At 55.9% G+C, this 19,507-nt stretch carries 21 protein-coding genes; 5 read left to right on the forward strand and 16 right to left on the reverse strand.

Annotated elements, in window-relative coordinates; all coding sequences use genetic code 11:
- Nucleotides 1-63: 63 nt before the first annotated feature.
- The 8 genes from PKO02S_RS27310 to PKO02S_RS27345 all read right to left on the reverse strand — a co-directional run bounded on the left by PKO02S_RS27310 (nt 64) and on the right by PKO02S_RS27345 (nt 8,242).
- A complete protein-coding gene (locus PKO02S_RS27310) occupies nt 64-744 on the reverse strand; it encodes a DnaD domain protein (RefSeq protein ID WP_127588199.1) in 681 nt (226 codons plus the stop codon).
- A gap of 24 nt (nt 745-768) precedes the next feature.
- Nucleotides 769-2,061, reverse strand: a complete 1,293-nt coding sequence (gene asnS / locus PKO02S_RS27315; protein WP_127588200.1) for an asparagine--tRNA ligase — start codon at nt 2,059-2,061, stop codon at nt 769-771.
- Nucleotide 2,062: 1 nt separating this feature from the next.
- Nucleotides 2,063-3,268, reverse strand: a complete 1,206-nt coding sequence (locus PKO02S_RS27320; protein WP_127588216.1) for an acetate/propionate family kinase — start codon at nt 3,266-3,268, stop codon at nt 2,063-2,065.
- A 2-nt stretch (nt 3,269-3,270) separates the two neighbouring features.
- Nucleotides 3,271-4,158, reverse strand: coding sequence for a 3-hydroxyacyl-CoA dehydrogenase family protein (locus PKO02S_RS27325; protein ID WP_127588201.1), 888 nt, complete (start codon nt 4,156-4,158; stop codon nt 3,271-3,273).
- Nucleotides 4,159-4,249: 91 nt separating this feature from the next.
- Entirely contained in the window at nt 4,250-5,764 is a 1,515-nt protein-coding gene (locus PKO02S_RS27330) for an AAA family ATPase (RefSeq protein WP_127588202.1), read from the reverse strand.
- Nucleotides 5,757-6,290, reverse strand: a complete 534-nt coding sequence (locus PKO02S_RS27335) for a hypothetical protein (protein WP_127588203.1) — start codon at nt 6,288-6,290, stop codon at nt 5,757-5,759. Before PKO02S_RS27335 ends, PKO02S_RS27330 begins: the two co-directional genes overlap by 8 nt.
- 162 nt (nt 6,291-6,452) lie before the next feature.
- Entirely contained in the window at nt 6,453-6,947 is a 495-nt protein-coding gene (locus PKO02S_RS27340; RefSeq protein ID WP_127588204.1) for a cell wall elongation regulator TseB-like domain-containing protein, read from the reverse strand.
- On the reverse strand, nt 6,944-8,242 hold the full coding sequence (locus PKO02S_RS27345; RefSeq protein WP_127588205.1) for an amidohydrolase: 1,299 nt from the start codon (nt 8,240-8,242) through the stop codon (nt 6,944-6,946). Before PKO02S_RS27345 ends, PKO02S_RS27340 begins: the two co-directional genes overlap by 4 nt.
- 228 nt (nt 8,243-8,470) lie before the next feature.
- Here PKO02S_RS27345 and PKO02S_RS27350 point away from each other — a divergent pair, with 228 nt between their 5' ends.
- Together PKO02S_RS27350 and PKO02S_RS27355 are read left to right on the forward strand one after the other, a co-directional pair.
- Nucleotides 8,471-9,091: a DUF47 domain-containing protein gene (locus tag PKO02S_RS27350; protein ID WP_127588206.1), complete on the forward strand. Its 621-nt coding sequence runs from the start codon at nt 8,471-8,473 to the stop codon at nt 9,089-9,091.
- A 58-nt stretch (nt 9,092-9,149) separates the two neighbouring features.
- Nucleotides 9,150-10,148: an inorganic phosphate transporter gene (locus PKO02S_RS27355; protein WP_127588207.1), complete on the forward strand. Its 999-nt coding sequence runs from the start codon at nt 9,150-9,152 to the stop codon at nt 10,146-10,148.
- A gap of 78 nt (nt 10,149-10,226) precedes the next feature.
- On the opposite strand, the gene PKO02S_RS27360 is transcribed toward PKO02S_RS27355, so the two are convergent.
- From PKO02S_RS27360 to panB, 6 genes are all read right to left on the reverse strand, one after another.
- On the reverse strand, nt 10,227-10,877 hold the full coding sequence (locus PKO02S_RS27360; protein WP_127588208.1) for a redox-sensing transcriptional repressor Rex: 651 nt from the start codon (nt 10,875-10,877) through the stop codon (nt 10,227-10,229).
- Nucleotides 10,855-13,725 carry an ATP-dependent DNA helicase DinG gene (gene dinG / locus PKO02S_RS27365; RefSeq protein ID WP_127588209.1) on the reverse strand — a complete coding sequence of 957 codons (2,871 nt, stop codon included), beginning with the start codon at nt 13,723-13,725 and terminating at the stop codon, nt 10,855-10,857. The genes PKO02S_RS27360 and dinG overlap by 23 nt, the downstream gene beginning before the upstream one ends.
- A gap of 96 nt (nt 13,726-13,821) precedes the next feature.
- Nucleotides 13,822-14,460 (reverse strand): tetratricopeptide repeat protein, encoded by a 639-nt coding sequence (locus tag PKO02S_RS27370; protein ID WP_127588210.1) that lies wholly within the window; start codon nt 14,458-14,460, stop codon nt 13,822-13,824.
- Between the two features lie 97 nt (nt 14,461-14,557).
- Complete coding sequence (panD, locus tag PKO02S_RS27375) at nt 14,558-14,941, reverse strand: aspartate 1-decarboxylase (protein ID WP_127588211.1); 384 nt, start codon at nt 14,939-14,941, stop codon at nt 14,558-14,560.
- 5 nt (nt 14,942-14,946) lie between these two features.
- Nucleotides 14,947-15,834, reverse strand: coding sequence for a pantoate--beta-alanine ligase (gene panC, locus PKO02S_RS27380; RefSeq protein WP_127588212.1), 888 nt, complete (start codon nt 15,832-15,834; stop codon nt 14,947-14,949).
- Between the two features lie 14 nt (nt 15,835-15,848).
- A complete protein-coding gene (panB, locus tag PKO02S_RS27385; protein WP_174819962.1) occupies nt 15,849-16,694 on the reverse strand; it encodes a 3-methyl-2-oxobutanoate hydroxymethyltransferase in 846 nt (281 codons plus the stop codon).
- 380 nt (nt 16,695-17,074) lie between these two features.
- On the opposite strand from panB, the gene PKO02S_RS27390 reads away from it, so the two are divergent.
- From PKO02S_RS27390 to PKO02S_RS27400, 3 genes are read left to right on the forward strand one after another with little or no spacing between them, the layout of a single operon-like run.
- Entirely contained in the window at nt 17,075-17,299 is a 225-nt protein-coding gene (locus PKO02S_RS27390; RefSeq protein ID WP_127588218.1) for a spore coat associated protein CotJA, read from the forward strand.
- Nucleotides 17,296-17,568 carry a spore coat protein CotJB gene (locus PKO02S_RS27395; protein ID WP_127588213.1) on the forward strand — a complete coding sequence of 91 codons (273 nt, stop codon included), beginning with the start codon at nt 17,296-17,298 and terminating at the stop codon, nt 17,566-17,568. Before PKO02S_RS27390 ends, PKO02S_RS27395 begins: the two co-directional genes overlap by 4 nt.
- A 27-nt stretch (nt 17,569-17,595) precedes the next feature.
- Nucleotides 17,596-18,165: a manganese catalase family protein gene (locus tag PKO02S_RS27400; RefSeq protein WP_127588214.1), complete on the forward strand. Its 570-nt coding sequence runs from the start codon at nt 17,596-17,598 to the stop codon at nt 18,163-18,165.
- A 129-nt stretch (nt 18,166-18,294) separates the two neighbouring features.
- Here PKO02S_RS27400 and PKO02S_RS27405 read toward each other — a convergent pair whose 3' ends face one another.
- Both PKO02S_RS27405 and PKO02S_RS27410 read right to left on the reverse strand, forming a co-directional pair.
- Nucleotides 18,295-19,269 carry a biotin--[acetyl-CoA-carboxylase] ligase gene (locus tag PKO02S_RS27405; RefSeq protein ID WP_127588215.1) on the reverse strand — a complete coding sequence of 325 codons (975 nt, stop codon included), beginning with the start codon at nt 19,267-19,269 and terminating at the stop codon, nt 18,295-18,297.
- Nucleotides 19,260-19,507, reverse strand: a 248-nt coding sequence (locus PKO02S_RS27410; RefSeq protein ID WP_507763325.1) for an HD domain-containing protein, incomplete at its 5' end; no start/stop codon positions are given. The genes PKO02S_RS27410 and PKO02S_RS27405, both read right to left, overlap by 10 nt.

Consider the following 19,507-nt stretch of genomic DNA (forward strand, 5'->3'; position numbering starts at 1 on the left):
CTTAAACTTTCTTGTCTGTCAAAAAAGCCCCGACCATTTCGCGGCCAGGGCTAAACACAATATTCACTTCGATTGCGCGCGCGCTCCGCGAAACTTCTGCGCGTACTCGCGTGCCTGCTCCGGCGTGGCGACGCGATTGCGGCTCCACTCCAGCAAGATCCGGTCCACGTACCGGAAATGCAGCTTGCCCGCGAACACCGCCTCCTTGAGCGCCGTCAAGATGAGCGGCACGGAATAGCGGTCTTGATCGAGCCACTGCGTGATCGTCTCGCACTCCATCGGCGTCAGCGGCCGGGCGAACTCGCGCTCGAAGACGGTGTAGATGTCCTTCTCCGCCGGCTCTCGGCGCAGCGCTTCCGCTTGCTCCGCCTTGCGCGCCTCCGCCCAGCAGGCGGCCAGCTTCCGGTACAACGGCATCAGGTTGTACCGCTCGGAACGCACGCCCGTCACCGCATCGTCGTCTTCGTCGATCTGCAGCAGCTGCTGCTGCATGAGCCGCTGCAGCGCCTTCACGACAGTGTCGGGCGAAGCGGCCATCCGCCGCTGAATGTCTTCAAGCGTTGGGAAGTCCTGCCCCTCCTTCTCCCGGAAGGCGATCAGGTGTATGAGCAGCATCGCTTCCGTCTCCGATACTTTAAGCGCCGCATAATGCTGCAGCAGCAGCATCGGCACCGAGACGGAGCCTTCGCGGATGGCGGCGGCCAAACCCAGCTCCACTTGCTTCCATTGTTCGTCTCCCCGCATGCTCCATCCTACTCCTTCCTGTGACTAAGGATACAGCCGGTTCAACAAGCGTGGGAACGGAATCGTCTCCCGCACATGCTCCAGCCCGCAAATCCACGCTACCGTCCGTTCCAAGCCGAGACCGAAGCCCGAATGCGGCACCGTGCCGTATTTCCGCAAATCCAAGTACCAGCGGTATGCCTCGTCTCCCAGCTCATGCTCGCGGAACCGCTCGGCCAGCAGCTCCGGATCGTCGATCCGCTGGCTGCCGCCGATGATTTCGCCATAGCCCTCCGGAGCAATCAAGTCCGCGCACAGGACGACTTCCGGACGATCCGGCTTCGGCTTCATGTAGAACGCTTTGAATGAGGTCGGGTAATGGGTGATAAACACCGGCTTGTCGAAATGTTTGGCGATTTCCGTCTCATGCGGCGCGCCGAAGTCTTCGCCCCATGGCAGCTCCATCCCTTTTTCCTTGAGCAGATCGATGGCCTCATCATATGTAATGCGCGGGAACGGAGCGGTCACGTTCTGCAGCTTCGTAAGATCCCGTTCCAGCGTAACGAGCTCCTGCGAACAGTTCTCCAATACGGACTGCACGATATGCGACACAAACTGCTCTTGCACGCGCAAATTTTCCTCGTGGTCGACGAACGCCATCTCCGGCTCGATCATCCAGAACTCGATCAAATGGCGGCGCGTCTTGGACTTCTCCGCACGGAATGTCGGCCCGAACGAATACACCCGACCGAGCGCCATCGCCGCCGCTTCCATATACAGCTGCCCGCTTTGGGTCAAATAAGCATCCTCGTCGAAATACTTCGTATGGAACAAATTCGTCGTCCCTTCGCAGGAGGAAGGCGTCAAAATCGGCGGATCGACCAAGTAAAACCCGTTCGTATCAAAATAGTGCTGGATGGCGCGAATAATTTGCGCCCGGATGACCATAATCGCCCGCTGCCGCGGCGAACGCAGCCATAGATGGCGATGGTCCATCAAATAATCGACGCCATGCTCCTTCGGCGTAATCGGATAATCGCTCGACAGCTGGATCGTCTCGACGCCGGTGACCGTCAGCTCGAAGCCGCTCGGGCTCCGTTCGTCCACGCGCACTTCGCCGGTCACGTAGAGCGAGCTCTCCTGCGTCAGCTCCTTCGCCTGCGCCCAGTCGTTCTCTCCCACTTCGGACTTCACGACGACGCCCTGGATAAAGCCTGTTCCGTCCCGCAGCTGCAAAAACTGGATTTTGCCGCTGGATCGTTTATTGTGCAGCCAGCAGCCAATGCGGACTTGTTGCCCTACATGATGCTTGACATCACGAATCGTAGTCAGGTTCATCTTATCTACCTCCATGGATTAACCGGTACGTATCCCGGGCGATCATCACTTCTTCGTTGGTCGGCACGACCAGTACGGCGACCGTAGAGCCCTCCTCCGAAATGAGGCGATCCATCGAACCCGACGACAAGTTCGCCGTTTCGTTCAGCCGCACCCCGAGGAACGTAAGCTTCGAGCAGACCGCCTGCCTGAGCTTGCTGCTATTCTCGCCGACGCCGGCCGTGAACACGATGGCGTCCATCCCGTTCATCGCCGCCGCGTAGGCGCCGATATATTTGCGCAGGCGATACTCGTACATCTCGAACGCGAGCCTCGCATTCGCATCGCCGGCGTCCATCGCCGCGATAATTTCCCGCATATCGCTGCTGAGTCCGGATACGGCGAACAAGCCGCTATGCTTGTTCAGCATGGAGTTCACCTCGCGCAGCGTGAGCTCCTCCTTGTCCATCGCGAACGGGACGATCGCGGGATCGATGTCGCCGCTGCGCGTCCCCATCATCAGCCCCTCAAGCGGGGTCATCCCCATGCTTGTATCGACGGAGCGGCCGCCTACGATCGCGGCGACGCTCGCGCCATTGCCGATATGGCAGGTCACCAGCTTCAGCGTTTCTAGCGGTTTGCCCAGCAGCTTAGCGGCCCGTTGGCTCACATAAGCATGCGATGTCCCATGGAATCCATAACGCCTGATGCGATGCTTGCGGTACAGCACCATCGGAATCGGGTACAGATACGCCTGCGCCGGCATCGTCTGATGAAAAGCAGTGTCAAATACAACCGTTTGCGGTACCTCCGGCAGCACGGCTTCCACTGCGCGTATGCCCATGAGATGGGCCGGATTGTGCAACGGCGCCAAGTCGAACAGCCGACGGATCTCATCCTTCACCGCCGACGTAACCTGAACGGAGGATGCGAACGTCTCCCCGCCGTGCACGACTCGATGGCCGACGGCATGCACTTCCGCCATGGAAGCCAACACCCCGCGTTCCGGATGCATCAGGTTCGCCAGCACTTGACGTATGGCCGCCGTATGATCGAGAATTTCAAGCACATCGCTATGCTCCTCCTTGCCGGCCGACTCATGGGTAACAATTGCCGTATCCTGGCCGATCCGCTCGACCTTGCCCTTGGCCAGCACTTGCTCGTCCGGCATCGCATAGAGCTGATACTTAAGCGAAGAGCTGCCGGCATTGATCACGAGGATGTTCATCGTCATGGCAGCCGATCCCCTTCCTCATCGTACCGGAAAAACCCGACTCCGGTCTTGACGCCCATATGGCCGGCCCTCACCATTTGTCGGAGCAGATGATGCGGCCGATACTTCAAATCGCCGAATTCGCGGAACAGCCTCTCCATCGATGCGAGGACGGCGTCCAGCCCGAACCGGTCCGCAAGCTCGAGAGGTCCGTATTGAAAATGATACCCGATACGCATCGCGGCGTCGATATCTTCGGCAGTGGCGACATGCTCCGACAGCGTATGCATCGCTTCGTTGATCAGCACGCAGATCAGCCTTGTCGTGACGAAGCCCGGAGACTCGTATACCATCACGCCTTTCTTGCGAATGGTCTCCTCAACGAACGATCTAGTTCTCTCATATGTAGCGTCCGACGTTTTCAGACCGCGAACAATTTCCACTATGTCGATTCGAGCGGCCGGATGGACGAAATGCAAGCCGATGATGCGATGCGGCGATCGCGTCGCACCCGCCAGCTCGGTCAGGCTAAGCGTGGACGTGTTGCTGGCCAGAATGACCGACTCGGGACAGGCGGCGTCCAGCTCGCGGAACAGCTCCAGCTTCGCTTCCAAATCCTCGTCGATCGTCTCGATGATCAGCTGGCAGTCTTCAAGCTCGCTCTGCATCGATACGCCCTTCTCTATTCGGGCCAAAATTAGCTTCTTCTCCGCCCACGTAATGCCCCATTTCTCAATCTGCTTGTCCAGACTGAGCTCAATTCGGCGGATGGCATCCTCCAGCTTCGCTTCCGTCTTCTCTAGGAGGACGACCTCAAGGCCGGCTGCGGCGAGCATCTCCGCAATGCCTTGTCCCATCGTGCCTCCGCCTACAACGCCTATTCTCGTAAACGGCTCGTATGACATTTTACCCACTCGTCCTCCTTGCTAGCAGACGACCGATTACCCCTCCTCGGAGGGAAGCAATCTATTATAGCACAAAAGAAAAACTTCAGCGCTAGGCTGAAGTTGGAACTTCGTTCGATTTGACTAGTATGCGGAATTGATCGCCGGACAATACTTCCTCGCGGATCAGGATATCGAGCGACGCCGTAAAGACGCTGCGATACTTTTCCAGCAGCTGGCGAGTCCGTTCCGTCAAATCCTCCAGGATTTCGGCATTTACTTTCATAAGCTCTTCCGTCGTCACTTGGCGACGATCCACGATGCCCAGGCCGGTCAGTCCCGAATCGACCATGTTGCCCACCATGCGAAGCGATTGCTCAAAGTCGTTGCGCGACCCGGTACTGCGTCCGCCGTAGAACATTTCCTCCGCTACGGAGCCTCCCAGGGCGATCATGATCTGATGCTCGATCTCCATTTTCGTGTACAAATATTGGTCCTGCTGCGGATTATGACGCACATACCCGAGCGCCTTTCCCCGCGGACTTAGCGATACCATGGAGACGGAGCTTGGCTTCACCTTCTCGGCGACGATCGCATGACCGAGCTCATGCAGCGCGACCCGGCGACGCTCTTCCTTGGACGCCTCCCGATCGGTTTTCTCGCCCATCATCACCTTGTCGATCGCTTGGGACAGATGCGGCTGGCGTACGACCGCATCGCCCTCGCGCATCGCGTAAATGGCCGCCTCGTTCATGACGCTCTCCAGCTGAGCCCCTGAGAATCCGAACGTTTCCGACGAGACTCGGTCCAGGCTAGTCATATCGTCGAGCGGCTTGTTCTTGCTGTGGATTTGCAAAATATGCAGCCGTCCCTTTTTATCAGGCAGATCAACTTCGATGTGACGATCGAACCGCCCCGGGCGAAGCAGCGCGCTATCCAGCATCTCCTTGCGGTTCGTTGCGGCTATGATCAGAATACGCGGCGTCTCCGACGTATGAATGCCGTCCATCTCCGTGAGCAATTGATTCAACGTCTGATCATACTCGCGTTGCTGCCCGCCTTCTCGCTTGCCCCCGACTACATCGATCTCGTCGATAAACAGAATGGCGCTTTGTTTGTTCTCCTTGGCCGCCCGACCTCTCGCTTCCTTGAACAGATCGCGAATGCGGCTCGCCCCGACGCCGACATACATTTCGACGAACTCACTGCCGGACGCGGACACGAATACCGAATTTGTGTAATGAGCGGCGGCTTTGGCCATGAGCGTCTTTCCCGTCCCCGGAGGTCCGGTAAGCAAGATGCCTTTTAGCGGCCGAATGCCGAATTTCTTGATTTCTTCATATCGGATCAGAAAATCCAGCGCTTCCTTCAACTCGCCCTTCGCTCGGTCCTGTCCGCCGATATCGTCGAAAGTCATGTACGCCGGCGGCCGATTCATCCTCGGATTTTTCCGTCCCGACGACCCGACGCCGACGGAACCCCCTCCACGCGTTTTGACCACATAGAATAAAGAAGCCCCGATCAGACCGATCAGAAGCAAAGGAAACACATTATATCCCATATAAATCAGAAACGCCGCCACGGCCGGAATGAAGCCGATCAGCATCTCTTTTCCAAGCTTACTCATTCGGCCACACCCCCAATTGCGCCGCATTGCGAGGCAGCATGACATATTTGCCGGACGTGCCGTTCCTCAGCGTTACATACACGTATTGCTCATCCATCTCCGTGCTGACGGTCAATCCCGGCACCTCTGCCGCTCTGGCTTCCAACCGCACCGGAATGTCTCCGTATTTCTTCGTTTCCATCGCTTGCGCTACATCGAACAAGGCGCTCGACCACCAGCGATCCAACTCGGCCTCGGAAGAATTCGCAACTTCAACCGCGACCTTTCGTTTCCCAATGACGGAGTCGCCTTGCTCCGTTACCTGCTTATAAATTTCACGCAAATTGGCGTTGTCGGCCAGCGTCAGCCTGAGCGAAACCCGGTCCTTCTCTATTTGTACGGAAGCGTCCTTCACACCCGGCGTTTCCTTCACAATCTGATTCAATGGGGTTTCCATCGCGTAGCTATCATAGAGAAACCATCCGCCGAACAACACTGCCGAAGAAACGACCAAGCTCATGGCAATCGGCCAAATGCGAAGTTTCATCGAAGTGTCCCCCTTATTGTATAGATTCTATCGCATACGATGAGTATATCATAATTGATACATTCAGTTTCTGTGCAATGTGTGGAAAAACAAAAATCCGATTCCAACCATCGAAAGGTTTCCCATTTCTCAACGGTCGGATCGGATTTGGTCCATTCCCAATTATTGTGTTCGGCTCAGCTTCCAAGTATCGATTTCGGCTCCGTCATTGAATCGGTAATAATCGTAATAATACCTAGTCCCGCCGTCTTCTGCCCGCTTGTAAAACGCTTCCCACACATAGACGCCGTCCAGAATGCCGGGGAGAATTCGCTCGATCTCAAAATCGGCCCCTTTTTGCAGCACCTTCTCGCGAATTTGCGCCTCGGTCAAGCCGCCGTCCTGGCCGCCCAAATACTCCATATGGACGGAATCCCTACCAACCCAGGCTACGCCCTCTCGGCCTTCCTCGTCCGTCCCGAATACGATTTTGTAAGTCGCTTCGCCCTGGAACGTCGCAATCCTCTGTACGCTGGACAAATACGTATTCTCGGTAACGGTCTGGGCGGCAGCGGCATAGGTATCCCACTCCTCGCGTTGGACTCCGAGATAGAAGCGGAACAGCAGCACAATCAGAATGATGACCAGGCCGAAGGCTGCGGCTACGATCTTCTTCATTGTTGCGTCAGCCTTTCGAAGCGGCGCTGGGCGTCGAACTTGATTTTCTCCTCATCCAATGTGAGGCAGACGCCGCCGCGGACGATGCATTTGCCGTTAACGTACACATCGGTTACGTCTTTGGCCGATGCCGAATAGACGACATGCGAGGCGTAATCCGTCTTCGGCAGAAAATGAGCTTGGTCGATGTCAAGCGCAATGAAATCCGCCTTCATCCCTTCGGCAAGCACGCCGACATCCTCGAGCCAGATCGATTGCGCGCCGACGACAGTTCCCATGCGAAGCGCGACGCCGGCCGGAACAGCGGTCGGATCGCCGGAGATGCCTTTGTGAATGAGCGCAGCGAGCCTCATCTCCTCGAACATGTCGAGGTTGTTGTTGCTTGCCGGGCCGTCTGTTCCGAGCGATACTTTCACTCCGGCTCTGAGCAAATCCGGCACGCGGGCGATGCCGCTGGCAAGCTTCAGGTTGCTGCCCGGGTTATGGGAAACGCGAACATCGTAGCGCGCCAGCACCTCGATCTCTTCATCCGTCAAGTGGACCGCATGAGCGACAAGGGTCGGGCGCGAGAACATCCCCAGCTTCTCCAGGTGTGCAACCGGACGCAGCCCGTACTGCTGCTCATTCTCCAACACTTCGCGGAGCGTCTCGGACATATGCGTATGCATCGGCAAGTTCAAATCATGAGCCGCTTGCACGAACTGTTCGATGAAATTCGGCGGGCACGTATAGGGAGCATGAGGCGACATCATCGTCGTGATCCGGCCGTCGGCTTGTCCATGCCAGTCGCGGGCGAAGCCGATCGCTTCCTCCAGCTTGGCGCGCTGCACATCCGGCGGACATAACCCGATCGCTCCTCGCATAAGGCTCGCGCGAATGCCGGACTGCTCGACCGCTTGCGCCACTTCATTCATATGATCGTACATGTCGACGAAGCAGGTCGTGCCGCCCTTGAGCATTTCCAGAATGGACAGCAGCGTGCCGGCACGCACATCCTCTCCGGTAAATTTCGCTTCGTTCGGCCACATTTTCTCTTGCAGCCACACTTGCAGCGCCAAATCGTCTCCATACCCTCTTAGCAGCGACATCGCCGCATGGCCGTGAGTATTGACCAGACCCGGCATGTAGAGCTTGCCATTACCGTCGATCACTTCATCATATATTGCAGCCGGATCCGGCTCTTGCTCTCCTATGTAAGCGATGCGTTCCCCATCAATCACCATGTATCCTTTCAAAAATGGAGCGGCATCCTGTAGGGTAAGGAATAAACCGTTGCGAATCAATCGTTTGCTCATAAGGGATGTACATCCTTTCGATATAAAAAGTCACATGGTTTCAATGTACCTGTTCGAGACGGCAAAAGCAAGATCGGTCGCCTGCATGTCCTTCGCGAAATGTTTGAAAATCCGATGAAAATAGGTCAGGAATTGCATTGCAATTCTCCGAGCAAGTGTGATAATTTTAAGGTTGTGTAAATGGACAAGCGGAACTAATACTGTTCGATGACGGAGGTTTTTACGTTGATGATTTTCAACAAAAAAGGGGAAATCGATTTTCTCAATCTATTGATTCAAAGCGCGGAGAACACGCTCAAGGGAGCACATATGTTCCGCAGCGCCATGATGGGAAACAATCCCCCGGCAACTTACTACGATTCGCTCAAAGAAATGGAGAACAAGGGCGACTCGATTACGCATGAAATTTACAAAGGCCTCAATAAAGTATTTATCACGCCGCTTGACCGGGAAGACATCATGGAGCTGGCCTCCAGGCTGGACGATGTTATGGACGGTATCGAAGCTTCGATCGCCCGGTTCGATTACTTGAATATCACCTTCACAAATCAATACATGAGAGATTTCTCCGAGGTGATCGTCTCCTCTTGCGAGCATATGCTGACGGCATTCAAGCTGCTGTCCAAAAAAAAGTACATGCAAATCCGCGAGCATACGGTACATATCAACTCGCTTGAGAACGAAGGCGACCGCCTGATGCGGGAAGGCATTCGCGAAATTTTCACCAATCCGAAGGACCCTTATCAGGACTTCAAGCTAAAAGAACTGTACGAGCGGCTGGAGCAAACGACCGACAAATGCGAGGACGTGGCGGATATCCTTGAGAGCGTTGTTCTTCGTTACGCCTAATGGAGGCGAGAGTAAGTCTCTCGAATGATTCGGATAGAACGGCTTGTAGGAGGAAACCATGCTCACGCTTATCATATTTATCGTGTTTCTCGCTCTGTTTTTCGATTTCATCAATGGATTTCACGATACGGCCAACGCTATCGCCACGTCGATCTCCACTCGTGCGATGTCGCCCCGATTCGCCGTCCTCTATGCAGCTGTTCTGAACTTCGTAGGCGCGATCATCTCCTCGGAGGTGGCCAAGACGGTCGGTGGCAAGATCGCTAATCCGGCCAATGTCGAGAACGGCATGTATGTAGTTATTGCCGCGCTGTTGTCGGCAATTACGTGGAATCTGCTGACATGGTACTACGGCATTCCGTCTTCTTCCTCGCATACGCTGATCGGCTCGCTGGCCGGAGCGGTAATTGCCGGAGCCGGCATCGACGCCGTCAATTGGGACGGGTTCACACAAATTATTATTATTCTCGTCGCTTCGCCAATCGTTGCCTTTGGCGTAGGTTACATAGTAATGACCATTGTCAAGTACTCCATTCTCCTATTTGGAAACCGGGGCCGGTCCAAGCTGAACCGCGCCTTCAAGATGTTCCAGATTTTCTCGGCCGGCTTGTTGTCCCTGTCCCATGGCGGCAATGACGCCCAGAAGGCGATGGGCATCATCGTATTTGCGCTCGTCGCCGGTGAATTCCAAACGACACTGGATGTCCCCTTGTGGGTCAAGCTGTCTGCGGCTGCCGCGATGGGTCTCGGCACCTCGATCGGGGGCTGGCGCATCATCAAGACGGTCAGCAAAAAAATTATGAAGATCGAACCTTCGAACGGCTTCGCCGCCGACCTCAGTTCCTCGATCGTCATCCAAACATCCACGGCGCTTGGGCAGCCTCTCTCTACAACGCATGTCATAACTTCTTCCATCATCGGTACCGGCAGCGTCTTGCGATTCAAGGACGTGAAGTGGGGGACGGTTACCCGAATGATCAGCACTTGGGTCATTACGATTCCGATCAGCATGGTGCTCGCCTTCGTTCTATATGAAATCATATTCAAATTGTTCTGAACTGTTGAAAATGGAAAATGGAATGGAAAAGGACCGCCTGGTCGCGATGGGCTCGCGACTCAGGCGGTCCTTTTGGGATTAGTCCGCTTCTCCGGCGGACTCGGCTTGCGAATTGAGGTAATACGCCAAGCTCTGCAGCTCGGTCGTAAAATCGGCATGATGAACCCGGATCGAATCCGGCACCTTGATGATGACCGGGGCGAAATTCAGAATCGCTTCGATGCCCCCGTCAACCATTTGCTGAGCAACCGTCTGCGCTTCCGGAGCAGGAACGGTAATGATGCCGATCCGTACGCGGTGATGCTCGATCTTGTCCTTCAGCAGCTGCATCGGCTCGATCTTCAGGTTGTTGATGCTCTCCCCGATTCGATGCGGTGAGGAATCGAAGACGGCTACAATCTTCATGTTGTCTTGCAGATAGGCGTTATAATTGCAGAGCGCCCGACCGAGATTGCCGGCGCCAACCAACACGACCGGAATCACTTGATCGAGCTTAAGAATTTGACGGATTTTCTCAATGAGATAAGGAACATCGTAGCCGATCCCCTTTTTGCCGAACTCGCCGAAGTAGGCCAAGTCCTTGCGAATTTGCGCCGGATTGACGTTCAGCTTCTGCCCCAAGTCCTGCGACGATACCATATGAATGTTGCGTTTGCTGAGCTCGCTCAGGAACCGCAGGTAGACCGGCAGCCGGCGTACGACCGCTTCAGATATTTTGGGCGTTTTCACGAACGCTCTCCCCCATCCAGCTATGAATTCTAGGTACGAGCTGGGTTACGCTGAGATGCTCGATCTTCGGACCGGGCAGCGAGTATAGAAAATTACGTCCATACGTCGTCTCGAGCACTCTCGTATCGTACAGAATGACTACGCCACGGTCCGTAGAACGGCGTACGAGGCGTCCGAAGCCTTGCTTGAATCGTATGACCGCTTGCGGCACCGAGAGCGCCGTAAACGGGTTCTGGCGCTGCTTCTTGAGGTGGTCGCTCTTGGCTTCGGCCATCGGATGATTCGGCGGCTGGAACGGCAGCCGCACAATGGCGAGACAGGTCAAGGCGTCGCCCGGAATGTCTACGCCCTCCCAGAAGCTGCTCGTTCCCAGCAGCACGCAAGCTTCGTGATCCTGGAACAGCCGCGTCAGCTTGCTTCGGTTCGAGCTGTCGATGCCCTGCCCCAGCACATGGATGCCGTTCGCCTTTAACTGCTCCGTCAGCTCCTGATGCACGAGCTTCAGCATGCGATAAGAGGTGAAGAGCACGAGCAGCCGGCCGTTCGTCTCGATCGCCACATCGCGCAGAGAGGCGACCAGCGCTTCGATGAAGGCGGTATCCCCGGCAGCCTTCACGCTTGGGAAGTCGCGCGGGATCAAGACAAGCGCCTGCTTCCGATACTCGAACGGGGAAGGCAGCTGCACCGTTTTCAGCTTCGGTGTTTCCTGGAACGTTTTCAACCCCAGCTGGCCGCTGCTGTAATCGAATGTTTTGTTTACCGATAATGTGGCGGATGTCAGCACAACGCTGTCCTTGACATCGAAGAAGTATCCTTTGAGCAGCTCGCTAACGTCGAATGGCGCATACATCAGCACCACCGAACGGCTGCGGAAATGCGGCGTCGCTTCGAGCCAATAGACGTAGCTCTCGTTGTTCATCTTCATAAAAAAACGCAGCGTGTCGCGTGCCCGAACGAGCTGCTTGACATTGCCGTTCAAATCCGTAAGCAGACTGCTGACCGCATACTCGTCGGAGCGCTCCTTCATCTCCGCCGACAACCGGTCCAGCTTTTTCGTGATTTCCGTCAGCTCCAGGAAGAGGTTGTCCTCAATCGTCAGCAGCACCTTCCATTGCGCAGGCAGCTGATCCGGCTTCATCCGGCGCACATATTGGACGCCCTCGCCTGCGGACGGATCTCCGAGCTCGGACACGACCTGGTACAGCAGCTCAGAGAGCTTCTCCCACTCTTCGCGGACTTTAGCGATTCGAGGGTACAGGCTGTCGATCCAGCCGCTCCATTCATCGGAGGACGAATCCTTGAGCTGGCCGATGCGGGTTTGCAGCGTCAGCAGCTGACCCGACTTCGCATCCCTGTACAACCGGTACAGCGGATTCATCAGCCCGTTGAAATGCAGCTCCGAACCAAGCAGCTTGGAGGCCACCTCCTCGAAATGATGCGCCTCGTCCACGACTAGATGCTTATAGCTCGGAAGCAGCCGGTTCTCGGCTTGTATATCTGTGAACAACAGCGAGTGATTCGTGATGACCAAATCCGCGATATTCGATTCGTGCCGGGCGCGGTGGAAGAAACATTTCTTAAACCAAGGGCAAGCCCGATTTAAACAGGAATCCGTGTCGCTGGATACGGAGGACCAGAACTCTACGCCCTTGCTGCCGAAGTAGATCTCTTCCTCATCCCCGTGCTTCGTCTCGGAGAGCCAGACCAGCATCTGCGCGGCAGTCAGCCGTTCATCGCGGTCGAAGGTGAAGTCGCCGATTTGCAGCTTCTCCTCGAATTTGCGCAAGCATAGATAGCGGCTTCTCCCCTTCAGCACCGCTGCCCGGAAAGCTACCGGCACGATGTCCTGCAGCAGCGGAATGTCGCGCTGGCGCAGCTGCTCCTGCAAGTTGATCGTATGGGTGCTGACGATCATTTTTTTGCGTTCCTTGAGCCCTTGATAGAGCGCCGGGATTAGATAGCCTAGCGATTTGCCCGTGCCCGTGCCGGCTTCGATGATCAAGTGGCGATCGCTGGAGAGCGATTGCTGCACCTCCTCGATCATCTGCTTCTGCGCAGGGCGCTCCTCGTAATCGGGGAAGCGCTGCTTCAGATTGGCGTTGATCTGCTCGATGTAAGCTTCGAAGGTCAGCGACTCCTCCAGCGCAGGCTCCCCTTCCTCGCGCAGCGGCTTCTCCTCGTCCCAATCGACCACGTTCATCGCATACTGGCGGAAGTATTGGTGAGTGTCGGGATCCAGCGATATTTGGCTTTGTTTCCAGACACTGACCTCGTTCAGGAACCAGCCCAGGTCGGAAAACTCCGCCACGTACAGCTGAGCTATCTTCTGCAGCGTCAGGAGAGGCAGGCTCTCCAGCTTCTGCAGGCACAGCAGCCAGAGGTGAGCGGTCGCCTCAGCGTCCGAATCCGCCCGGTGCGGATGGTCATGAGGGATGCCGAAGTGAGAAGTCACCATCGACAGCTGCAGTGTCGCGAGTCCCGGGAACAGCATACGCAGCAGCTGGATCGTATCCAGCACTTGGCCGGAGAAAGCGTTATATCCGCATTGTTCGAAGGCACGCTGAAGAAAACCGAGGTCGAAGGCGGCATGATGGGCGACGAGCACCGCGTTCTCGAAGTACGGCAGCATCTGCGATACCGTCTCTTGCAAGTCCGGGGCGTTCGACACCATTTCGTCCGTGATGCCGGTCAATTGAACGATGAATCCGGGGATCGTCCGACTCGGTTTTATGAATGAGGTGTAGGAATCCGTAATCTGTCCTTGCTCTATAACAACAAGACCAACCTGAATAATTTCATCCGAAGGTTGGTCCCCAGTCGTCTCGAAATCGATGACAACAAATTTCATCCGCTGCTTTCCATCCTTTCGTAACCCTATCCATTAAGCATACCAAATCACCGACCGGGAGGGAAGGAGCAAAAAAGAGACGATCGCTCGTCTCCCTTAGTGGACCATCTGACTCTTATGAGCGGCGCTCGCGCAGGCTTCCCAATTGAGCATCGGCTGCGAGCACGAAGGATCGTTCTGATGCGCCAGCCGAAAATATTCCTGCGATTGCTCCAAATTGTCGTTCTTCGCCTGAATACAGCCCATGGCGTTGTAAGCGATGGCTCGCATCGAGCCGGTGTCCGATAAGCTAATAATCAATTTAAGATGGCGGTACGCTTCGGCATCACTTCCATTACGCATCAATCCCATGGCCAGGTACAGCCGGCCCAGCAAAAAGTCGGGATATTGCTTCACCACCTGCTCAAATTCCGCAATCGCCTGATCGAACATCAGCAATTCGAAGTAACCCTGCCCCCGATTGAATATCTCCGACTGGTAACCAGGCTCTGCGCCGACGGCGGCCAGCTCCGGATGCGCAAGCTGGGGAGGCTGCGGCTTGTGCTGCATACCTTCGCCGATTTTGCCCATTTTCTCCTCGAACTTCAGCCATTCCTCCACGAGATGATCGCTCATGCTCTTGAGGGCGTTCCATTTCTGGTTCAGCTCCTGCTTGTGCGCAGGCCCTGCGGTCGAATATTTCATCGCGATTTCTTCCAGCACGTCATTCATCGTCTCGAACAGCTGCTTAATCATGACATCCCACCTTATGCTGAAGGTTGTTGCCGTTGCGATTTCCTGCGATTCTGCAACTCCGGCGACTGTGACTTCCCCGCCCCACCCCGGCTTGGCGTTACAGCACCGTGGAATGGGTCTCCGTATGGATCGTGTCGATGACTTGATTGCCCGGCCCCATAATTGCGACCTTCGGCTTGTTCTGCAGAGCGTCGGCGGTGCTCATAAGCGCGTACGCGATAATAATGACCGTATCGCCGGGCTGCACGAGCCGAGCAGCCGCGCCGTTAAGGCAGATAACGCCGGAGCCGCGGGGACCCGGGATGACGTACGTTTCAAGCCTCGCTCCATTGTTATTATCCACGATTTGAACTTTTTCATTAGGCAGGATATCGACCAAATCCATCAAATCCTCGTCGATCGTGATGCTCCCGACGTAGTTCAAATTCGCCTCCGTCACGGTTGCGCGATGGATCTTCGATTTCATCATCGTCCGAAACATGCGAATCACCCCCGATGTAGTAAAGTATTGTCAATCAGCCGTGTTTTGCCGAATTTGACGGCCAGGGCGATCAAGATGCGCCCGCTGTCCTGCAAGGAGGAAACTTCCTCCATTGAGGGATATGCTTTGATCTCCACGTAGTCGATGACCGCAAGCGGTGCCGTCTGAATATGTTCCATGATCCGCTCACGCAGCTGGCCCGGGGTAATCCCTTCCGGATCGGCACTTAGCGACTCCGCCAAGCGGAGCGCCTCGTTCAATACCGTTGCTTGCCGCCGCTCGTCTGCGTTCAAATACACGTTGCGCGAGCTCATCGCAAGTCCGTCCGGCTCCCGGAATGTCGGGCAAGGCACGATCGTGACGGGCAAATTCAGGTCAGCTGTAAATTGTTCAATAACGGCCACCTGCTGCGCATCCTTCATCCCGAAATACGCCTTGTCAGGCAATACGATATTGAACAGCTTGGCCACCACCGTCGCCACACCGTCGAAATGCCCCGGGCGGGAAGCTCCGCACAGCACGTCCGTAATGTCCTGAACGCTTACGATCGTTTTGGTCGGCGCCGGATACATCTCGTCAACCGAAGGAATGAAGACGAAGTCCGCCCCTGCTTCCTTCGCCAGCCGCGTATCGCGCTCGTTATCGCGCGGATATTTGTCGAAGTCCTCATTCGCTCCGAATTGCAAAGGATTGACGAAAATGCTGACGACGACGATGTCGTTTTCCTGCCGCGCCCGCTCGATCAGACTGACATGTCCGGCGTGCATATAGCCAAGCGTCGGCATGAAGCCAACGGTCGGCTCATAGGCATCCGAAGCGGCTGCCCGTCGTTTGGCGCGTTTGGCGGCTTGAACGGCTTCCCGCAGCGCGGCTATGGTCGTTAATGCTTGCATAGGGCCAATCTCCCTTAATCGTGGTCTTCTTCCGTTTTGCCGTACACGCTGGCCAGCTCCAGATCGGAATGGAACGAATGCTCCTCGGCTGGAAAAGCTTTCGATTTCACTTCTTTCACATATTGCGAAATGCCCTCCCGTATATGATCCCCCAGGTTGGCGTAAGCTTTAACGAATTTCTTGGGAACCGACTCGGACGCATATTGCAGCACATCGTGGTACACGAGCACTTGACCGTCGCAATGTCGGCCGGCTCCGATGCCGATCGTAGGGATAGACAGCCGGCTTGTGATCAGCTCCGACAGCTCGTCAGTTACGAGCTCGAGGACGACCGCAAAAGCACCAGCTTGTTCCAACGATAATGCGTCGTCTAGCAGCTTTTGGGCTTGTGCCGAAGTTTTCCCTTGGACGCGATATCCGCCGATTTGGTAAACGGATTGTGGCGTTAACCCGATATGTCCCATGACCGGGACGCCTGCTTTCACGATCGCCTCGACGGTTCGTGCGATTTCCGTGCCGCCTTCCATTTTCACCGACTGCCCGAGGCCTTCCCTCATTACACGTCCCACCTGGTTAAGCGTCTGGTCAATTGTCCCGTGATACGTCATAAACGGCATATCCGTCACGACGAGCGGGTTGCGGACGGCCCGTGTGACCGCCTTCGTGTGATAAATCATGTCCTCGAGCGTCACCGGCAGCGTCGATTCATAGCCCAGCACCACATTGCCGAGCGAATCGCCCACCAGAATGACGTCGACCCCCGCTTCTTCCGCCAGCTTAGCCGAAGGGTAGTCATAAGCGGTAATCATCGAGATCGGTACGCCGTCCGCCTTCATTTTGCGCATTCTGGTTGTTGTCATTTTCTTGGCTTCCACTAGAATCCACCCGCTTTCTACAAGATGGCTCCCGCGAAGTAACGTCAAAAAAGCCTCTCAAGCTCAGCGCTAAAGAGGCTTCCAAGTAGCAACAGATGCAATCTTCCGATTGTTTTCTGTCTCGGTCCCTTCGGCTCAGAGCAGAATCGCCACCGCTGTGGCACGTTTCGCATACACCTTACATTATGGTCTTTCCCAGTTGAAACCTTTCACAGAAGTGCAGCTCCAGATCAACAGGATGCCGCCTTCACGACTCCAGTATACCAAATTCGGCGCCAGTTTTCATCGCATTTTCAAAAAAAGTTATAACGGACAACCGGGTTTACATAAGAACTAGGGATGCCTCTATGTCCATACGAAAGGTGATGGTGAATTTGCAGTCTGCTCCTTATCGATATTACGAGCCGTTTATTGGTCCGTTCGATCCTTGCCCGCCCATTCGCGTCAAATTTTATAGCACCCCTCCAGACTTGTTTATGGGATACCAGCCTCCGAACCTGCCGCAATTTAGTCCCATGGAAGCTTTGAAGTATGGCACGCTTTGGCCGGCGCTGTTTAGCCCTTATGACAAAAAGGGGGGATCGGCATGAACACCCGGCCTCAACCGAATGAAGCTTATTACAAGCTCCTTCATGAGCTGCAGGCGATCGATTTCGTGCTTGTGGAGCTATCGTTGTTCCTCGGCACCCATCCCGGCGATGCGCAAGCGCTGCAGCAGTTCAACGCCTTTCACTTAAAGCGAACGGAGCTGGCCCAGCAATACGAAGCCGCTTACGGTCCACTGTTGCAGTTTGGCCATAGTCCGAATCGGGGAGCTGTGTGGCAATGGGGGCAAGCGCCTTGGCCTTGGCAGGTATAACATCGAAAGCGAAAGGAGCTGGAGCCGATGTGGATTTATGAAAAAAAGCTGCAGTACCCGGTTCGCGTCAGCAAATGCGATCCCCAAATGGCAAAGTTTTTGCTGGAGCAGTACGGTGGAGCGGATGGTGAGTTAGCTGCAGCTTTGCGCTATTTGAATCAGCGGTATACGATTCCGGATAAAGTGATCGGTTTGCTGACGGATATCGGGACTGAAGAGTTCGCCCACCTGGAAATGATTGCAACGATGGTTTACAAGCTCACTAAGGACGCTACGCCGGAGCAAATGAGAGCGGTCGGGCTCGGCGATCAATACGTGCAGCACGATCGGGCGCTTTTCTACAGCAACTCCTCCGGTGTTCCGTGGACAGCCGCCTACATTCAAGCGAAAGGCGATCCGATCGCGGATCTGTACGAGGATATAGCCGCGGAGGAAAAAGCGAGGGCTACATACCAGTGGCTGATCGATATTACCGATGATGTGGATTTGCAGGACAGCTTGAAATTCCTGCGCGAGCGAGAAGTGATCCATTCGCAAAGGTTCCGAGAGGCGGTCGAGATGGTGAAGGCCGATCAGGAGCAGAAGCGGTTTTTTTAATTTTATGATAAAGAAAACCTGTCAGATCTTGAGCGGACTCAGATAACCTTATTTCCTCCAAAAATTTTCTGATCTGTTGAAAAAGGGCTGTTCCAGCATCATCCGATGTGGGAGCAGCCTCTTGATCTTTTAAAGCGTTTGAATCTCAGCGGTATACAGCTTGACGGTCTCCCCGTCGCTTGTGCGGACGAGCAGCGCGCCCATATCGTCGATCGACTCGGCGACGCCTGTCACTTCGCCTTTGGAAGTCATCCCTCTCACTGTTCGGCCGATCGAAATCGTGAGCGCTTCCCAGGCCGCGCGAATCGGAGGAAAACCGGACTCCTGATACAGCTCGTACAGCTGCTCCAGCTCCTCCAGCACGAGGGCGATCAGCGCGGTTCGGTCCAGTTGCTTGCCTGCGGCGATACGGAGCGATGTGGCGATCGGCTCGAGATAGTCCGGATAATCGTCCGGCTCCAGGTTTACGCTGATTCCGATACCCGCGATGACATAGCGCAGCCGCTCGTCTTCGGCGAACGATTCGAGCAGAATGCCGCATACTTTGCGGCCGTCGATCAGGAGATCGTTCGGCCATTTGATCGCGACCGGCAGGGGGGCGAGCTTGCGGATCGCCCGGCAGACGGCGACGGCGGCGAGTAGTGTGAGCTGAGGCGTGAAGTGCATCGGCGTCGTGGGACGGAGCACGATGCTCATCCAGATGCCTTTGCCCTTCGGCGAATGCCAAGGCTTGCCCATACGGCCGCGGCCGGCGTTTTGCTGCTCGGCGATGACGAGCGTTCCTTCCGCAGCGCCTTCCTCGGCAAGCTTCTGCGCGACGATCTGCGTGGAATCGACTTCGTCCAGCAGCTTGATAGTCCTCCCCAGCTTGCGGGTTTGGAGCGCGGCCATCAGCTTGATCGCCGAGAGCCGGTCCGGTTTGCGAATCAGCCGATACCCTTTGCGGGAAACGGCTTCGAATTCGTAGCCCTGCTCCTTCAGCTCGCGGATATGTTTCCAGATCGCCGTCCGGCTGCACTTGAGCTGCTCGCTCAATTGCTCGCCCGAGACGAAAACGTCGGGATTTTGTTCGAAAATCGCTAAGATGCGTTCATTCATGTTGATTCACTCTCGATCCCTTGTTGTGCGGCGGCGAGGAGCCGCTCGCGTTCGTTGGGCAGGCGGCCGAGCGCGACCTCCAGCAGGAGCGCGTCGAGCAGCCGGCCGAGCCACGGGCCGGGCGGGCGGCGCAGCGCTTCGAGCACGTCGCCGCCGGCGAGCGCGAGCTCGCTCACGCGCGCAGCGGGCACCGCCTGCACCCAATCCGTCCCGGATTGGAGCAGGCGGGCCCGCGTCGGCGCGT

The sequence above is a fragment of the Paenibacillus koleovorans NBRC 103111 genome (assembly GCF_004000845.1).
GTDB classification, from domain to species: Bacteria; Bacillota; Bacilli; order Paenibacillales; family NBRC-103111; genus Paenibacillus_AA; species Paenibacillus_AA koleovorans.